This window comes from Pirellulales bacterium (genome assembly GCA_035499655.1).
Taxonomy (GTDB): Bacteria; Planctomycetota; Planctomycetia; order Pirellulales; family JADZDJ01; genus DATJYL01.
The window spans coordinates 40,975-57,046 of the sequence record DATJYL010000112.1; the positions used below are offsets into that span (position 1 = coordinate 40,975).

Consider the following 16,072-nt stretch of genomic DNA (forward strand, 5'->3'; position numbering starts at 1 on the left):
AGATGAATTTCCAATGACCACACGAAGTGGCGGAGCTAAATCCCAATGACCAATGATTTGCTCCAACATTGGTCATTGGTGCTTGGGCATTGGTTATTTTTTCTTCACGTGCCGCGCACGTTGCCGAACCACTCGATGTGCTTTCGGGGGCAGAAATTCAACTGCTGCCGGCGGCAGTACGGTTCTAACCAGGTTGCGGTGTGCATGAGCGTTTCGACGTTTATTCCCTGCGGCATCAATAGCACGCGGGAGCGTTTGACTTGTGGAAATTCTTCCAGCCATGCTTCGGCGGCCAGGCAATCGTCGGGTGAATCGACCACGAATTTAATCTGATAGGGATACTCTGTCACCAATCGCCGTATGACGTCGGGCAAGTGCCGTGATTCTTCATGCCGCACATTCCAACGCGGTTCTTGAGATGCCGGCGGCGCGGAGCCGGCCAGCTTGGGACTGATCGACATCAAATCGCACTCCAGCGGCAAATACAGTGTGCCGGCCGTTTCCACCGTGATGTGCAGACCGCGCTGGCGCAAAGCCGCGGCCAGTGGCACCAGTTCGGCAAACAACATCGGCTCGCCGCCAGTCAGAACGACATGACCGCATTTATAATCTCCCTCTCCCTTTGGGAGAGGGTCGGGGTGAGGGTGTCCCAGCAATTCATCGACCTGTCGCAGAATTTCCTCGACCGATAAATCTTCTCCTTCCGGCTCCCAGGAAGTGTATGGCGTATCGCAAAACCAGCACCGCAGGTTGCAACCGCTGGCGCGGACAAACACGCTGGGCGTTCCGGTCAGAAAGCCCTCGCCTTGCAGCGATCGAAATATCTCGGCAATACGCATGATGAAAGCAATTAGCGGCTGGCAATTAGCGATTAGCAACGGACGGTATCATTCATTTTCTGCGATTGGCTAGTTGCTAATTGCTAATTGCTGTATTCTAGTGGATCGGTCATTCCCGCTTCGGCAAAGCCTTTGCGGCGGAGCAAGCAAGCGTCGCAGCGGCCGCACGGCTTGCCACTTGCGTCGGGATCGTAACAACTGTATGTCAGACCGTAATCTACGCCTAATTGCGTGCCGCGGCGGATTATTTCCGCTTTGGTCATCGTAATCAGCGGCGTGTGAATTTTGAATTGCAGTGTCCCTTCCACGCCCGCCTTGGTAGCCAAATTCGCCAGCCGTTCGAACGCAGCAATATATTCCGGCCGGCAGTCGGGATAGCCGCTGTAATCGATGGCATTGACGCCCAGAAAAATGTCGGCCGCTTCCACCGTTTCGGCATACGCTAGCGCTAGCGACAACAGCACCGTGTTCCGCGCTGGCACATACGTCACTGGAATGCCGTGTCCCATTTCATCGGCGCTGCGTCCCTTGGGCACGGCAATGTCCGCGGTTAGAGCGCTGTGGCCGAAACGAGCTAAATCGATTCGCACTGTTTCGTGCCGTTTTACTCCCAAGTGTTTTGCCACCCGAGCAGCCGCTTCCAGTTCGAACCGGTGCCGCTGGCCGTAATCGACCGACAGAGCAAACAGTTCGTATCCCTCTGACTTGGCCACGGCGGCTGTGGTCGTCGAATCTAGCCCGCCGGAGAGCAAAATGACGGCTGATTTTCCCCTTGATGGCGCATTCGGTGTGTTCGTTGTCGCGGAGGCTCTGGTTTCCATCCTTCCATGTTGGCACAATTAAAGTTTGAAGAAAAGGAGCTGCACGTGCCCGACAATTTTCGCAACACGCTGGAAACCTTCGCCAACCAATATCCTGGGCGAGATTACAGCATTGAAATCATCTGCCCAGAGTTCACTTCCGTTTGCCCGAAAACCAGCCAGCCCGATTTCGGCACGCTAACTATCACGTACACGCCGGAAGCCAAATGCGTGGAACTGAAAAGCCTGAAACTGTATTTGCAGCAGTTCCGCAACGAGGGAATTTTTTACGAAACGGTGACGAACCGCATTTTGGATGATTTGGTGGCGGTGCTTGCGCCGCGCCGCATGAAACTGGTGGCGGCTTTTACGCCGCGGGGTGGGATCAGCACGAATGTGATCGTGGAATTAAAATCTGATACATGAATCTGTAAACGGCAATCCCTCGAGTCTTCAATATGTTCTGGCCGTCGGCAGCATTTTCCAATCGTGAAATAGTTGCTTGCACTCTGCGGACAGCACGCCGCCGATGAGTTTTACTTTGCTGCGGCCCAGCGATAGAATTTGCTGGGCGTCGATGTACAACTCGTTGAAGCCCGCATCGGCTGCGTCTTGGACGGTCGCGCCGAAGTAAACCGTCTCTACTCGGGCCCAGTGCAAGGCTGACATGCACATCGGGCACGGCTCGCAGGTAGTGGCGACAATGCCCCCTTCCAGAAAAATTTTGCCCGTGTGTTTGCAGCCAGCCCGAATGGCGTTCACTTCGGCGTGGGCCGTGCTGTCGATGGTCGTCAGCACCGTGTTGTGCGCGGAGGCGATGACTTTTCCCCCCTGCTCAATCGCACAGCCAAACGGACTATTGCCCGTCTTAAAACCCTCGCGGGTTTTGTCGATCGCTAGCCGCATTAGGTCTTCTGGTGACATGCCGAAAGCTTAGCACATCGCCATTCGTTGTAGGAGGGGAAACCTTTCCCCGACTGCGAAGCGGTTGATTCCGTCGGCGAAGGGATTCGCCTCCTACAGCTACACGCAATACGGCCGGAGTTTGCCGGCCACATTTTCCGGAATGGGAATTGATTGCAGCACGTTACCGGTCGCGGGCAACCGGCAACAAACGGCGGTCATGCTGCCGGTGGCCACAGGTCGCTCGTCATGCGACACTTCGAATTTGTACGTCACGCTTTTGTTTCCCAGTCGGGAAATGCTGAGCGTGATGGTGAGCACATCTTCAAAGCGCACCGCGCTTTGAAAATCGCACTGGGCATTGACGCGCGGCCAACTGAACGGGCCCGTATCATCTTTCGCCAGCACACTCAGCCCCAAGTGCCGCAAGAATTCGTGCTCCACTGATTCCATCAGCGGAAAGAACGAGGCGAAGTGCATGATGCCCGCCGCATCGGTATCGCGAAATTCCACTCGGCGCGTGGCGGTGAAAGAAGGCATAAATGCAGAAGGCAGAAGGCAGAAGGCAGAAAACACCAAATCGTGCGTGCGATTCTGCTTTCTGCAGTCTGCCTTCTGCCTTAAAAACTACTCGCCCACGTACGGCAATAGCGCCATGAAGCGGGCCCGCTTCACCGCCAGGGTAATGGCATGTTGGCTGGCGGCGGTGCAACCGCTTTTGCGACGGCTGACAATTTTTCCCTGGCGATTGGTGAGCTTGTTCAGCAGGTCCAAATCTTTGTAATCGACAAACAAGGGGCGCGGCCGCTTGCCATCGATGAAGATGGGGTCTTTTTTCTTAGTGCGGATTTTAGGCTTGGCCCGCTTCCGCAGGGGCATTTTCTTTTTGTCGCGAAAGGAACCAAATCGAGGCATAGGGACGAAGGAGTTGGGGTGTGAAATGAAACGACTTATGATACCGGTTTCCGCATTCAGAATCTAGCGGGGTCTTGTGGTTTCTAAAAGTCGAAAAGTCAAACGGGCGGATCGCCCCGCACCTCCGTCTTTTCGACTTTCAGACTTTTCGACTCTTGGACCTCTACAACGCCGCCCCACTCAAAACAATTCGCCCCCGGCGGGCAGTTTGCCAGCCGGGGGCGAGGTGATGGTCAAGTTAACTCTCCGTCAACTGCCCTCACAAACAATTTGGCGATCAAGGCGCCAGACAAGCTTAGCGCCGGCCGTAACCGCCGCCGCCATAACCGCCACGGCCACCACCGCCACCGGCGGGGCGCGGGGTGCGTTCCCGCGCTTCGTTGACCGTTAGCGCACGGCCGCCCATGTCTTTGCCGTTCATGGCGGCAATGGCGGCATTCATCGCTTCATCGGATTCCATTTCGACAAACCCGAAACCGCGGGAGCGGCCGGTTTCGCGATCGGAAATCACTTCGGCATTTTTCACGCCGCCGTGTTCTGCAAACATGTTTTGCAATTCCGAGGAAGTGGTTGACCAGGGAAGATTCCCAACATAAATCCGTCGACCCATCGAACACCTTCTACAAGGGAGCACACGAACTAAAACAGCACTTCTTCAAAACGAGACGTGAACTGAACCGAGGACGCCGTGGCTTGGCTCCCCGAGGGCCACAACGCCGCTTGACCGGCTATTGGAAGTGTAGCGTGCCCCTGGCGCAGGCCGCAATGTCTGTGAGGCAAAAAACAATCAAGAAGTCCGAAATTGCCGCCGGTGGTCTGGAGCGTTGACCGGGATGATTCGGCATAGCCCCTCCCTTTGGTAAGCCGCAAAGCATTGCCGGTTTTTGAGTTCGGCCACAACGCCGAATTTGGCGGCTACCCCGCCGCGACAGCAACACGCTTTACCTCGCGGTACAATTCGCGGTGTTCTTGGGCCATTTGCAGGGCCGTGTATTGGGCGTGAATCACTTGCCGGCCGCGGCGTCCGTGTTCGGCAGCCAGCGCGGGATTCAAGATGTATTCGCGCAACTTGCGGGCCAGATCGCCGGCGTTTTCCGGCTCGCACAGCAGGCCGCCGCCGGTATGCTCGATGATTTCCGGGAACGAGCCATGCCGCGGCACGACGACCGGCACGCCGTTGGCCAGCGCTTCCAATACGGAAAGCCCCTTGCTTTCGCGATATACCGTGGGCACGCTCATCACGTCGAGCGATTGCAAAAAGGCAATTTTTCCGGCGCGATCCAATTCGCCCGCATATTCAAAATGGTCGGCCAAATTTAACTCTTGCACGCGCTGCAGGATGGATTGAAAATACGGTTCGTCGCCGGACGATTTGTAACCGGCGGCCTTCAAACGCAGCCGGGGCACAGCCCCGTCAGCACCATCAGCCCGCAGCAATGCAAACGCTTCGACCAGCAGATGCAACCCCTTTTCCGGAGCGATGCGAGAAAAGAAGCCGATGGTAAACGGCTCGTCTGCTTGGCTGCCACGGCGTTGACCGTGCCCGGCCAAATGCAGCCCGTGGCGGATGACTTCGATGCGATTATGTGGAACGCTTAAATAATCGGCCATGAAGTCGGCGAAGTAGCGGTTGTACGCCACGAACACATCGACATCGCGCGCCCGCTGGCGCAACAGCTCGCGCGCCTGGCTGTAGTGCGGTTCGGACAATTGCTCCAGGAACAAATCCTCGCCCGCCAATCCGCAGATGATGGGCACGTTCAGCCGCTCGCGGAGCCGGCGCGCCATGCCCAGCAAGAGCGCGTTGGAAAGATGAATCACCTGTGGCCGGCCTTCCTGTTCCAGCCACGAAGCCAGCTTTTCGAGTTCTTTTCGTTGCCGGCCTTGTTCGCCCTGCAGCGTGGAAATAGTGAGGGCGCCCAATTTAGCCACCGGCATGCCGGCGCTGCGCGCGGCCAGCCAGTTGAGCAGCTTGGGGGAATCGAGCCAGCGATCTAAGAACCAGGGTGTGTGTCGAAACAGTGACGAGTTTTGCTGCAAGTAAACATTCACGCCGCCAAAAAAAACGCGGTTCAGGCTGACATTTTCTTCATCGGTGCGCAGCGGCGTATAGGTAGGCACCAGCAAAACATCCTCGCCCAAATCCGCCAGTGCTTTAGCCAAGGCGTTGTCGTGCAAGCAGGAACCGCAATAGCGCGTGGCGGCCCCCGCGGTGAGATACACAATCCGCAACGGTGAACCATCGCTGTATCGAGCTGACGCTTCGGGAATTTTGGCCATAGAACTGGTCTGTAGCGCCATAAGGCAAGCGCCGGGCTAGCCCGGCGGCTAAACATCCACCGGCGCGGCAATCTCCAGCAATTCTACCGCGGGTTCACAGTTGCAGTGAATAATGGCGGTGCGGCCATACGTGGTTTGTTGCGGGGCGATGCCGAACATTTGGCATAAGTCGATCCCCGGCTGCACGCGCCACAGCCCTATGAGTTCGATTTTCCGCATCACGTTATGGCGAATCAGGATGCGACCCAGCGGCGTTTGCTGGATTTCAATTTCTCGCCGCACTTCGTCGCTCAGGAAATCGAAATTCAACCGCACGATGCCAAATTGCACCACCCGCCGGTCGCTGTGGCGCATGAGCAAAATCCGCCTCGCATAATGGTTCCCGTCCAGCTTTTTTCCCAACACCCGCACATCCACCGGGCCTTCGTAAAATTCTTCCATGGCCACGGTCATGTGATGGCAATGATCCAGTAATTTGCGATAAGGTCCCGGCACTTCTTCTGGGAGCGATTTTTCAAAGTGCCCCAGGCCATCGGGCAAGCCGTAAAACAGCCCGACAAGACTCGATAACTCAGCGTTGACGGGGCGAGATGGCACAGGCGGTTGGCACAGGGCAGGAGGCAGCGGGCGGGACTGCAAGCGCAAGGCAAGTCCAAAGGGATCCAGGTAGCAATACAATGTCGCTGGGACCAATCTTAGGGCGGCGGTGGTCAAGAGTCCAATCCGGAATTCCGGCCTACACTTGCCGACGCTCCAACACCATGTCGATCAAGTGGAAAAACAATCGCCGTAGCGGTTCGGGCTGAATGTCCGCGGCCAAAGCTTCGGCCCGTTGCTGGTGCTTGTACACCCATCGATCAGCCGTTTGGAAAGCGCCCGCTTCATCGTACAGGCGCCGGATTTCACGCAGCTTTTCGTCCGACAAGGGTAGTTCGTTGGCCAACGATTCCAACTTGCCGCGCTTGTCCACCGGCAAACCATCCAGCGCCAAGGCCCACAGCAGCGTCGGGCGTCCGCCGCTAATATCTCCGGCGGCCAGCAGTTTATTGTGATTGTCGCCCAACCAATCGTTCATATCGTTGATAATTTGGAAGGCGATGCCCAGGTCGCGGGCGAACTGAGCAATGGGCTGCAAGTAATGTTCCGTCGGGCCGGCCAAACGCAAACCGGTGTGCAAAGCCGCCTCGAAGGCCGGAGCTGTTTTGAGCGCATAAATTCTGAGCGTATCTTGCGGCGTAAGTTGTTTGTTGTGCGAATCGCGCCAGATCAGTTCCGCGCCTTGTCCTTCGCTCAATTTCATGTGGGCATCGGCAATATGATCGAGAATGTCACTGACCACGTCGGGGCCCAGGGCTTTCGCTTCGCGGCTGACTAGGCGGTAGCCCAGACCGATTAAATAATCGCCCACGTTGATTGCCGTCGGTGTGCCGTATTTGCGATGCAGCGTGGCCGTGCCGTAGCGGAACTCGTCGTCATCTTCAATGTCGTCATGCACCAGCGAGGCCTTGTGAAACGTTTCGATCGACAAGGCGCAGCGCTTCACCGCATCGGGCAATTCCAGTTCCGTATGCGCTTCACCGTTTCGCGCGGAATTGGCGCGGACGGGTTCCTCCGTCCGCAACGCCTGATAAGCCGCCAGCGTAATGAATGGGCGTGAATGCTTGCCCCCCTTGGCTAAAAAATCGTAGGCCAGGGCTTCGGTGGCTGCCAGCGGAGTAAGACCTTGCAACCCTTGTCCGTTCAGCCGTTCGCCATGATCGCGATTTGCCGCAGACAATGGGCCATGCAACCGCGGCGCCAATCGCTCCAACTCTTGCGGTTGAAACATGACGGCCGCGGCCTGCATCAGGCGGGCGTAACCGTCGTCAATTTGTACACTGTGACGGCGATTGGAAGCGGACCCCGCCGACGAATTTCCATCACCTCGGACAGATTGGGGGAGTGCAGTTGCCAAAGTAGTGCCTTCCTAGAAAACCGCGACCGATCAATTGGCGTTCCGTCTAATGCTACACGTTTGAAGCCGCAAGAAAAGATGGTATTCGACAAGAACCGCATACTTTCCAGGATACGCTGCGAGAATATCCCCCTGGAAAAACTGTTTGCTGGCACTTAGGTGTAGCGCACTCCACGATGTTCGGGCTCGAAAAACGCCGGCAACAGTGCGTCGGCCTGCAACAAACCGGCGCGGCTAAGTTGAATATGGTCCCCCTCGATGGCCAGCAATTCATCGGCGGCGTATTCCTGCCAAACGTCGCGCCAGTGATCGAGAATTTCGACGCCGAATTTGCGGCGGAAATATCCGGCGTCGAGTTCGCCTGTTTTAAGTTGCAAAATCATTTCCCGCACCAGACGTTGATGCGCTGTCGGCTGCATGCCGCGCCACAGGGGTAATTCGCCGCGGTCCAAAGCACCCACATATTGCGGCCACTCCGCCAAATTTTGGTAATGCACTCCGGAAATATGGCCGAAGCTGGCCACGCCCGTGGCCAGCAAATCGCTGCCGCGCCACAGGTTGTCGCGGTAGCTAAAATTGACTTTGCGCTTGTCTTTCACCAACGTGTAAGCGCTGGAAACGCTGTAACCGGCGGCGCACAACTCGTCGAAAGCGTAATCGACCCAGGCCCGCTTCGTCGGCCAATCGGCCACCGGCGTTTCGAGGTGATTGCCCAAAATATCTTTCGAATACACCGTGTTGAACGGCAATTCCATTTGATAAATGGTCACGCTGTCGGGTGAACAATCGATGGTCTTGCGCACCGTATCGCGCCAGTTGTCCCACGATTCGCCGACCATGCCGGAGATCAAATCGATGTTCGTGTTAGGAAAGCCGGCGTCGACAATCCACTGCCAGGCCTTGGCGATTTCTGCCGACAAATGGGCCCGGCCGTTTTCTTCCAACACCGCATCGCTAAAGTTTTCCACGCCCAGGCTGATGCGCGTCACGCCCAATTCGCGGAGCGTTTGCACCTTCGGTTCAGAAAGCGTGCCCGGCTCGCATTCGAACGTGACTTCCTCAGCCTGGTCCCAACGGATGTTGGCTCGCAACCGATCGACCAGCGACGTGAGTTGCTTGGCGCTTAAAAACGAGGGGGTGCCGCCTCCGAAATAAACAAATCGAAAGGGCCGCCCACCCATCACCGGCAGCTTACTGACGAGTTCGATTTCCCGCGCCAAGGCCGCAACGTATTGCTCCACTTCCGCGGCGTTTTTGTCGGTGTAGACCCGAAAATAGCAAAACTTGCACCGCTTGCGGCAAAACGGAATGTGCAAATACAGTCCCAGCGGCACATCGGCCGGCGGGGCGTGCAGCGCCGCTTGCACTACGGGCAACGCTTCCGCCGTCCACTGCGAAAACGGCGGGTAATTGGCGATGAAGTAGCTGCCAACTTCGGTTTTTTTGGTCGTTCCGGTCGCCACGCTGTGTCAGCTCCTCTCGCTCTCCCGGCGCGTCGGGATTGCGGCTAAACATCACAACTTCACACAGCCAACATGGTCAGGCATCCACTTTTCGCAGCTTGATGACCCGGCCGTCGGTCAGCCACTCGGTAATGTAAATGTTGCCGGCCCGGTCCCACAGGCAGCCATGCGGCGAAACAAACACGCCCGGCTTGCGGTCGGCGGCCGGAATATTGTTTTTACCACGCTGCTGGGGATTGTCATTATCGCCCAAAATGACAATTTGCTGGTTGTCTTTGTCCAGAATACTTACGCGGCCATCCAGCCCCGGCAAGAGCAATTCGCTGCCGCGCTGGTCAAAGTGGCAGGGCCGGCGATAGGCTTTGTCCTCCGGCGGCCGTAACGTTTCCAGGTGCGAACCGTCCAGGTCGAACCATTGCAACCGCTCGTTCTTACGGTCGGCCACTAAAATCATAGGATTCGGCCCCCGTGTGTCGCACCAAATGCCGTGCGGTTCTTGCAGCACGCCGTCGTCCGTGCCCGGGCCGCCAAACGTGGAAATATACTTTCCGTCTTTGCCATAGCGATGGATGAAATACGAGCCGTAACCGTCGGCCACGTAAAAATCGCCGCCCGGCGCAAACGCGATGTTCGTGGGCAAATACTTTTGCTCGTTCTTATAGCAGCGGTCGCCGGCCGCGCCATCCGCATCCTTGGGATAATCGAGCACAAACAGTTGCTCGCCGTCGAGTGTGGTTTTTACCACCTGATGCTGCTTCGTCGTGGCCAGGTACAAAAACTCGTCGTTGCCTTCCCGACGCAGTTGCATGCCGTGAGCGCCTACGCGCCACTGGGCTCCCCACGATTTGATGAACTTGCCGTCAGGATCGAAAATGAAGACCGAGTCGGGCGCACCGTTTTGATGATGGATGAAAATCCGCCCCTGCGAATCTTCTTGCACCATGTGCGTGTTGCCGAATCGCATGCCATCGGGAATCTGCGCCCAGCCGTGAAGGGCCTCGTACGTGTGGGGTCCGTTACCCAAAACTGGCGCTTTTCCGCCGGCTTTGTCGTCGGCGTGCAAAAACAGCGGGGCTCGGGCAAGGACGGCGCTTGCTCCCAATGCGCCGCCGGCGCATTTGACAAACTCTCGCCGGGAAATCCTCGGCGATAAATTACGTTTCTTCATCGTTCACCTGTGCGTCGCGATTCCCAACGGATGCAATATCGCCCCAGACGACCAGACACCAGACTACCATGCCCCTCTGCTACTTCTCTCCAAAGCAGTATACCACTCCGGCATCGCTGGCAATAACAAGATGCCGCTGGACCGCAGCCAAACTGCCGACCAGCGCGCCACCGCATTCGTACTCCCAAACATTTTCGCCGGAAGCCACGTCGAGGCCATAAATGCGCCCGTCAGCAGAACCGACAAACACGCGCCGCCCGACCACCACCGGCGAGCTATCGACCCGGCCCTTGGTGGGAAAATCCCATAATTTCTCGCCCGTTTTCGGATCGAGCGCATGCACGATTTTGTCGCGCCCGCCGAAAACAACCGCCTGCGGCGTCAGTGCGGCGCTGGAGCGAATCGGCAGGCCACGGAGTTTATCTTGCCAACTCCAAATTTCCTTGAGCTGCTTCCAATTGAGGCAAAAAAACGTGGCCCCTTCCGTGCCGAAATAAATCAACTCGCCCGTCGCGGCCGGCGTGCTGCCGGTGGGGGCCGCAATTTCCACCGCGCCGGTTTCTTTGCCGTCGTGCAAATCGATGACGTGCAGCTTGCCGTCGCACCCGGCCAAAAAACAACAATCGTCCACGACCGTGGGCGAGCAGCGAATTTGATCGCCAATTTGATGCGTCCACTGCTTCTGGCCGGTTTTCGCGTCGAAGCAATACAGCGTGGCATCTTGCGAACCGAACAGCACCTTGTCGTGATAGAAATTGGCCGCGGAATCAATTTCGGCCCCCGCGGTGGCAGTCCATTTTTTCTCGCCTGTCCGGGCATCCAGGCAGAAAAAATTTCCATCCATGTCGCCGATGTAAACCAAACCGTCGCGCACCGCGGCGGCGGCGGTAAAGCCGGCCTTGTCTTTGCCGATGTCGAATTTCCACCGCTCCTTGCCGGTTTGCAAATCGAGCGCGTAAAACGTGCCGTCCATGTCGCCGATGTAAACCACGCCGTCGACCACCACCGGCGTGGCCTCGAACGATCCCTTCTGGACCGCGTATTTCCACGCCAACTGCAACTGCGGTGGCAAATGGCTTTCCGCCACCCCCGTCGCCTGTGCATTGCCGCGAAACACCGGCCACTGGCCGCTGGTGGAACCATCGTCGTCACTGGCAGCCTTAAGCCCTGAATTATCGTTGGCTGTAGGAATAGTGTTCTGCGTTCCGCAGCCACACAAGAAAACAAGCAAAAGCACAATCGATATTGATCTGGTGCGCATCAATGGCTGAGCTCTGGTCAATTAATAAGCGGCTTGATACAGCGACAGCAATTGTTCCGCCTGCACTTTACGTGGATTGAAATCGGCCGTCCACTGCTTGGCGGCATCGGTGGCCAACGTTTCCAGCTTGTGGGCTGGAATCTCGAACTCACGCAAGCGGCTGATCAAGCCCGCCTGCTGGACCAAAGCGGCCACAAAATCGGCCAGACCCCGGTAACCCGCCGTGGGCTCGGGAAAGCCATTTCCGCCGGCAGTGCATTCCAACAGCTCGAAATATAAATGGCCGAACTCTTCGCCATTGAAGCGAATCACGTGCGGCAACATCATGCCGACTGCCTGGCCGTGCGCAATACCGAAGTGTGCCGTCAGTGGATTAGCCAATGCGTGGGCCGCGCCTAGCATGCTGTTTTCAATCGCCAGGCCTGAAAAGCAGGCGCCCAACTGCATGCCGCTGCGGGCTTCCAAATTCGTGGGAGCGGCCAGCACGTGTGCAAAGTTGGCGCCCAACAGCAACCACGCCTCGCGGCTGAAGGCCATCGAAGCCGGATTGCGCGTGCGGCACACATAACTTTCCAATGCATGAGCCACGGCGTCGATGCCCGTCAATGCCGTCACTCGCGACGGTTGGGTCACCGTCAATTCCGGATCAAGCAGCGCCACGCGGAAGCTAGCTTTTTTATCGCCGCAGGCCATTTTCATGTGCGTTTTGGCGTCGCTGATGAGCGCGAACGATTGCGTTTCGCTCCCGGTGCCGGCGGTGGTGGGCACGGCAATCATCGGCAGCATGGGCTGGGTGGCTTTGCCGATGCCCCAGTAATCTTGCATCGTGCCGCCGCCTGTGTACAGAAAGTTGATTCCCTTGGCGCAATCCATGCTGCTGCCGCCGCCGAGCCCGACAATCAACTGCGGCTGAAAGCGTTTTGCAACTTTCAATCCGGCATCGACATGTTCTGTGGTCGGATTTTCGCCCACGTTGTCGAACAACTGCGCTTCAATGCCGGCCTGCTGGAGCATTTCCATGCCCCGCGCCGTGTGGCCGGCTTTCACGATGCCCGGATCGCTCACCACCAGCACTCGCCGCGCGCCCAATTCCCCGGCCAACTCCCCCAGCGCAGCCAATTTGCCCGGGCCGAAGACGATGCGTGTTCGCGGATAAAAATCAAACGGCGTCATAATTCGATTGTAACCAAGGGGCGCGGAGACGGCAGGGAGCGGATGCCCAGGCCGTATGCTAGCATGAAATGCCCTTTGCGGGGTTCCACGGTTTTGAGATACTCCGCGGCCGGTTTTACTCGATTTTTCACGGGCATGCGAATTTCCCGCGGTTCGTTATCTCTGTGCCTTTGCGTCACTGCGGTTAGAAACGCCGGGGGAATTCGGTCGCAAGGAAGCGACGATGATTCGAAATTCTGTTATCATTCCGCAGCAGGATCGCGGGGACGAAGTCCGGCGGCAGTTGCCCGGACTGGCTGCGGTGCTCGATAAGCTGGGGGAGCCGTATGAAATTGTCGTCGTCGATGACGGCTCCAGCAGCGCCACGCAGCGGTTGCTGGAAAAGCTATTGATGGAATGCCGCGCATTGCGGGCGTTGCGGCTGGATCAGCCGGCCGGTGTAAGCGTGGCACTGGCGGCGGGAATTCGTGCTGCCCGGGGCGAAGTGCTGATTGCCCTTGAGCCAGGATTGACCTACCCGCCTGAGCAAATCCCCGCGCTGTTAAATTTGCTGCAGCGCGGCGATTTGGTGATGGGCCGCCGCCGCCACTTTGGCGCGGCCAAGCTGTGGCAGCGCATCGGCCGAGTTCCGAGGTGGTTGCTATTGGGACTCGATGGGCACGATCCTGATTGCTTGTTTTGGGCAGCGCGGCGCGAAGTGTTTAGCGACCTGAATCTTACGGCAGGCATGGCGCGGTATTTGCCTGCCCTGGTTCGACCACGGGGCTTTCGCGTCTGCGAAGCGTACGTGCAGCGGCAGGGTCCAGCCCAGCCGCTGCAAGACTTACGGGCCAATCCCGGCGATTTGCTGGCTGCCTGGTGGCATTGCCGACGCTGGCGGAGTCAAACCGTTTGCGAATTGTTTGCCGGTGGTATGGCCGAACGGCCCGCGCTGCGGATTGTCGGTGGCGGGGAAAATTCAATGCGCCATGATCACGCCGCCAGCGAAGTTGCTTTTCCGTCCGGGCAACATCCGCCGCTGGTGAAACGCGCATGAAAATTTTCTTTTCGGCCGGAGAACCCAGTGGCGACGTACACGGGGCGAATTTGATTCGCCAGTTGCGTCGGTTGCGCCCGAAAGTGCAGTGCGTCGGTTACGGCGGGCCGGAAATGGCCGCCGCCGGTTGCACGCTGCATGCCGATTTGACCGCCCTGGCGGTGATGTGGTTTTTGCGGGCGCTGCTGAACCTGCACAAGTTTCTGGCGCTGGCCAGCCGGGCCGATCGCTACTTTCGCCACCAGCGGCCCGATGCCGTGGTGCTGATCGATTACCCGGGCTTCAATTGGTGGATAGCCCGGCGGGCGAAGGCGCATGGCATTCCGGTGTTGTATTACTGCCCGCCGCAGATTTGGTCGTGGGGCAGTTGGCGGATCAAAAAAATGCGGCGGTTTGTCGATCACGTCTTGTGCGCGCTGCCGTTTGAAGAAACGTGGTTTCGCGAGCAAGGCTGCCGGGCGACGTTCGTGGGGCATCCGTTTTTCGACGAAGTGCGGGAGCACAAAGTTGACGAAGCGTTCATGGATGCCATGCGCCGCAAGCCAGGGCGCTTGATTACCATTCTGCCCGGATCGCGCACGCAGGAAGTGCAGCACAACTTGAAGTGGTTTTTGAAAGCGGCGGCGCTGGTGCAAGTGAGGTTTCCAAAAGTTCGCTTTGCCGTGGCGGCATTCAAGCCGCATCAGGCGCAAATCGCCCGGCGATTAATCGAACAGGCCAAGCTGCCGGCGGAAGTGTACGTTCGCAAAACGCCAGAGCTGATGCAGTTGGCCGAATGTTGCATGGCGTGCAGCGGCTCGGTTTCGCTGGAGCTGTTGTATCACAAAAAGCCCACCGTCGTGCTGTACTGGATCACACCGTTGGCCTATCGCGTGCAGCAAATGTTTCGCCGGGTCAAATACATTACGCTGGTGAATTTACTGACGGCCAAGGAATTGTTTCCGTCCGATACCACGCCGTATAGTCCCACCGATCCGGATGCCGACCGGGTGTTGTTCCCCGAGTATTTAACCTACGAAGATAAGTCGCTGCAAATCGCCGCGCATGTAACTCAGTGGTTGGCCAGCGACGAGCGGCGCGATGGGTTGATTGCGCAGTTGGCGGAATTGAAGGCGAAAGTGGGGCATGGCGGCGCCTCGCAAATGGCCGCCGAATTGATTTTGGCCGAGGCCGAGCATCATGCCCGTCTGCATTCCCAGCCGCCCAGGCCGCATTTCACGCCGGGCATGATCGTGGCCAGCAGCGGCGGAGCGGAGAAGGCAATACTCAAGGCACAGGCACGCAGCAAATCGAAAACGGCGCCCAACAACGATGGTCCGCGACGCATGGATAAGGCGGCCTGAGACGCCGCTTCCGCCGTATTCGTTTTGCTTCACACTTCTGCAGCCGAGTCTCTTTCGGCGCGTGCTAAAGGCAAGTATCTTGTAAACCATGCGGGCTTGTGTTCCAGGCATTGCACCGTCCTATTTTCGATCATTGCTTGCATGTCGTACCATTCATTGGCCAGCGATCTGCCCGAGGCAAATTTGCCGCCGTGCCATGTGGGCCTGGTGTTTGCCATGGGCTTGGAAGCCGGCGCGCTGGAGGACAAATTGGCTGGCAAAATTGCCGTCCGCGGCAGCCGGTACACCGCCTGGCAGGGTGGTTTGAAAGGGCGCGGCGTGGTGATTGTCCACTCCGGAGTGGGACAAAAAAATGCTGCCATGGCCACGGCCGCGCTCATCGTCGGGCACAAACCGCGCTGGGTGATCTCTGCGGGCTTGGCCGGGGGGCTTCAGGCCGATGTGAATCGTGGCGACATCGTCATGCCCGATTGCATCTTGGGCGAAGATGGCCGGCGCTTGGCGATCGATTTTCACATTTCGCCGCAGCAACAAGCAGCGACTCCCGGCCTGCACGTGGGGCCGCTGTTGACGATTGATCGGGTGGCTTTCAAAGCCGCGGAGAAGCTGCAATTGGGTCAGCGGCACGGCGCCTTGGCCGTCGATATGGAAACGCTGGCCGTGGCCGAGGAATGTCGCCGCGAAAAGCAGCGTTTTTTGGCCGTGCGGGTCGTGAGCGATCCGGTCGACGAGGAATTACCGGCCGACATCGAGCGGTTGGTTACTCGCCCCACATGGATGCGGCGGATTGGCGCCACGGCCGGCTCGATCATTCGCCGGCCGTCAACGGTGAAAGATTTGTGGCGCTTCCGCGAGGCTGCGCTGGTCTGCTCGAAAAAATTGGCCGCTTTCTTGGAAGGCATTATCGAGCAGTTGGGGTAGCGGACAAGCTGTTGTC

Annotated in this window: 18 protein-coding genes; 4 read left to right on the forward strand and 14 right to left on the reverse strand. The window is 57.9% G+C overall.

Annotation, left to right across the window (positions count from 1 at the left end):
* Positions 1-104: 104 nt before the first annotated feature.
* Together VMJ32_07940 and queC are read right to left on the reverse strand one after the other, a co-directional pair.
* Positions 105-839 (reverse strand): 7-carboxy-7-deazaguanine synthase QueE, encoded by a 735-nt coding sequence (locus tag VMJ32_07940; protein ID HTQ38943.1) that lies wholly within the window; start codon positions 837-839, stop codon positions 105-107.
* Positions 840-922: 83 nt separating this feature from the next.
* Positions 923-1,660 (reverse strand): 7-cyano-7-deazaguanine synthase QueC, encoded by a 738-nt coding sequence (queC, locus tag VMJ32_07945; GenBank protein ID HTQ38944.1) that lies wholly within the window; start codon positions 1,658-1,660, stop codon positions 923-925.
* A gap of 6 nt (positions 1,661-1,666) precedes the next feature.
* Here queC and queF point away from each other — a divergent pair, with 6 nt between their 5' ends.
* Complete coding sequence (gene queF / locus VMJ32_07950) at positions 1,667-2,065, forward strand: preQ(1) synthase (protein ID HTQ38945.1); 399 nt, start codon at positions 1,667-1,669, stop codon at positions 2,063-2,065.
* A gap of 27 nt (positions 2,066-2,092) precedes the next feature.
* On the opposite strand, the gene VMJ32_07955 is transcribed toward queF, so the two are convergent.
* From VMJ32_07955 to VMJ32_08010, 12 genes are all read right to left on the reverse strand, one after another.
* The gene (locus VMJ32_07955) at positions 2,093-2,563 is read right to left on the reverse strand and encodes a nucleoside deaminase (protein ID HTQ38946.1); all 471 of its coding nucleotides are present in this window, start codon (positions 2,561-2,563) and stop codon (positions 2,093-2,095) included.
* 99 nt (positions 2,564-2,662) lie between these two features.
* Positions 2,663-3,082: a thioesterase family protein gene (locus tag VMJ32_07960; GenBank protein HTQ38947.1), complete on the reverse strand. Its 420-nt coding sequence runs from the start codon at positions 3,080-3,082 to the stop codon at positions 2,663-2,665.
* A gap of 87 nt (positions 3,083-3,169) precedes the next feature.
* The gene (rpsR, locus tag VMJ32_07965) at positions 3,170-3,457 is read right to left on the reverse strand and encodes a 30S ribosomal protein S18 (GenBank protein HTQ38948.1); all 288 of its coding nucleotides are present in this window, start codon (positions 3,455-3,457) and stop codon (positions 3,170-3,172) included.
* A 295-nt stretch (positions 3,458-3,752) separates the two neighbouring features.
* On the reverse strand, positions 3,753-4,067 hold the full coding sequence (locus tag VMJ32_07970) for an RNA-binding protein (GenBank protein ID HTQ38949.1): 315 nt from the start codon (positions 4,065-4,067) through the stop codon (positions 3,753-3,755).
* A gap of 305 nt (positions 4,068-4,372) precedes the next feature.
* The gene (locus tag VMJ32_07975; GenBank protein HTQ38950.1) at positions 4,373-5,737 is read right to left on the reverse strand and encodes a glycosyltransferase family 4 protein; all 1,365 of its coding nucleotides are present in this window, start codon (positions 5,735-5,737) and stop codon (positions 4,373-4,375) included.
* A 48-nt stretch (positions 5,738-5,785) separates the two neighbouring features.
* A complete protein-coding gene (locus VMJ32_07980) occupies positions 5,786-6,334 on the reverse strand; it encodes a hypothetical protein (protein ID HTQ38951.1) in 549 nt (182 codons plus the stop codon).
* Between the two features lie 139 nt (positions 6,335-6,473).
* Positions 6,474-7,691 (reverse strand): polyprenyl synthetase family protein, encoded by a 1,218-nt coding sequence (locus VMJ32_07985; protein HTQ38952.1) that lies wholly within the window; start codon positions 7,689-7,691, stop codon positions 6,474-6,476.
* A gap of 155 nt (positions 7,692-7,846) precedes the next feature.
* Positions 7,847-9,154 (reverse strand): coproporphyrinogen-III oxidase family protein, encoded by a 1,308-nt coding sequence (locus tag VMJ32_07990; protein HTQ38953.1) that lies wholly within the window; start codon positions 9,152-9,154, stop codon positions 7,847-7,849.
* A gap of 76 nt (positions 9,155-9,230) precedes the next feature.
* Positions 9,231-10,322 carry a peptidase gene (locus VMJ32_07995; protein ID HTQ38954.1) on the reverse strand — a complete coding sequence of 364 codons (1,092 nt, stop codon included), beginning with the start codon at positions 10,320-10,322 and terminating at the stop codon, positions 9,231-9,233.
* A 79-nt stretch (positions 10,323-10,401) separates the two neighbouring features.
* Complete coding sequence (locus tag VMJ32_08000; GenBank protein ID HTQ38955.1) at positions 10,402-11,559, reverse strand: PQQ-binding-like beta-propeller repeat protein; 1,158 nt, start codon at positions 11,557-11,559, stop codon at positions 10,402-10,404.
* 45 nt (positions 11,560-11,604) lie between these two features.
* Positions 11,605-12,756, reverse strand: coding sequence for an iron-containing alcohol dehydrogenase (locus tag VMJ32_08005; protein HTQ38956.1), 1,152 nt, complete (start codon positions 12,754-12,756; stop codon positions 11,605-11,607).
* Entirely contained in the window at positions 12,753-12,893 is a 141-nt protein-coding gene (locus tag VMJ32_08010) for a hypothetical protein (GenBank protein HTQ38957.1), read from the reverse strand. The genes VMJ32_08005 and VMJ32_08010 overlap by 4 nt, the downstream gene beginning before the upstream one ends.
* Positions 12,894-12,979: 86 nt before the next feature.
* Between VMJ32_08010 and VMJ32_08015 the strand changes: the two genes are divergently transcribed.
* From VMJ32_08015 to VMJ32_08025, 3 genes are all read left to right on the forward strand, one after another.
* Positions 12,980-13,792: a glycosyltransferase family 2 protein gene (locus VMJ32_08015; protein ID HTQ38958.1), complete on the forward strand. Its 813-nt coding sequence runs from the start codon at positions 12,980-12,982 to the stop codon at positions 13,790-13,792.
* Positions 13,789-15,135, forward strand: a complete 1,347-nt coding sequence (lpxB, locus tag VMJ32_08020) for a lipid-A-disaccharide synthase (protein ID HTQ38959.1) — start codon at positions 13,789-13,791, stop codon at positions 15,133-15,135. The genes VMJ32_08015 and lpxB overlap by 4 nt, the downstream gene beginning before the upstream one ends.
* 141 nt (positions 15,136-15,276) lie before the next feature.
* The gene (locus VMJ32_08025; GenBank protein HTQ38960.1) at positions 15,277-16,056 is read left to right on the forward strand and encodes a hypothetical protein; all 780 of its coding nucleotides are present in this window, start codon (positions 15,277-15,279) and stop codon (positions 16,054-16,056) included.
* Positions 16,057-16,072 lie beyond the last annotated feature (16 nt).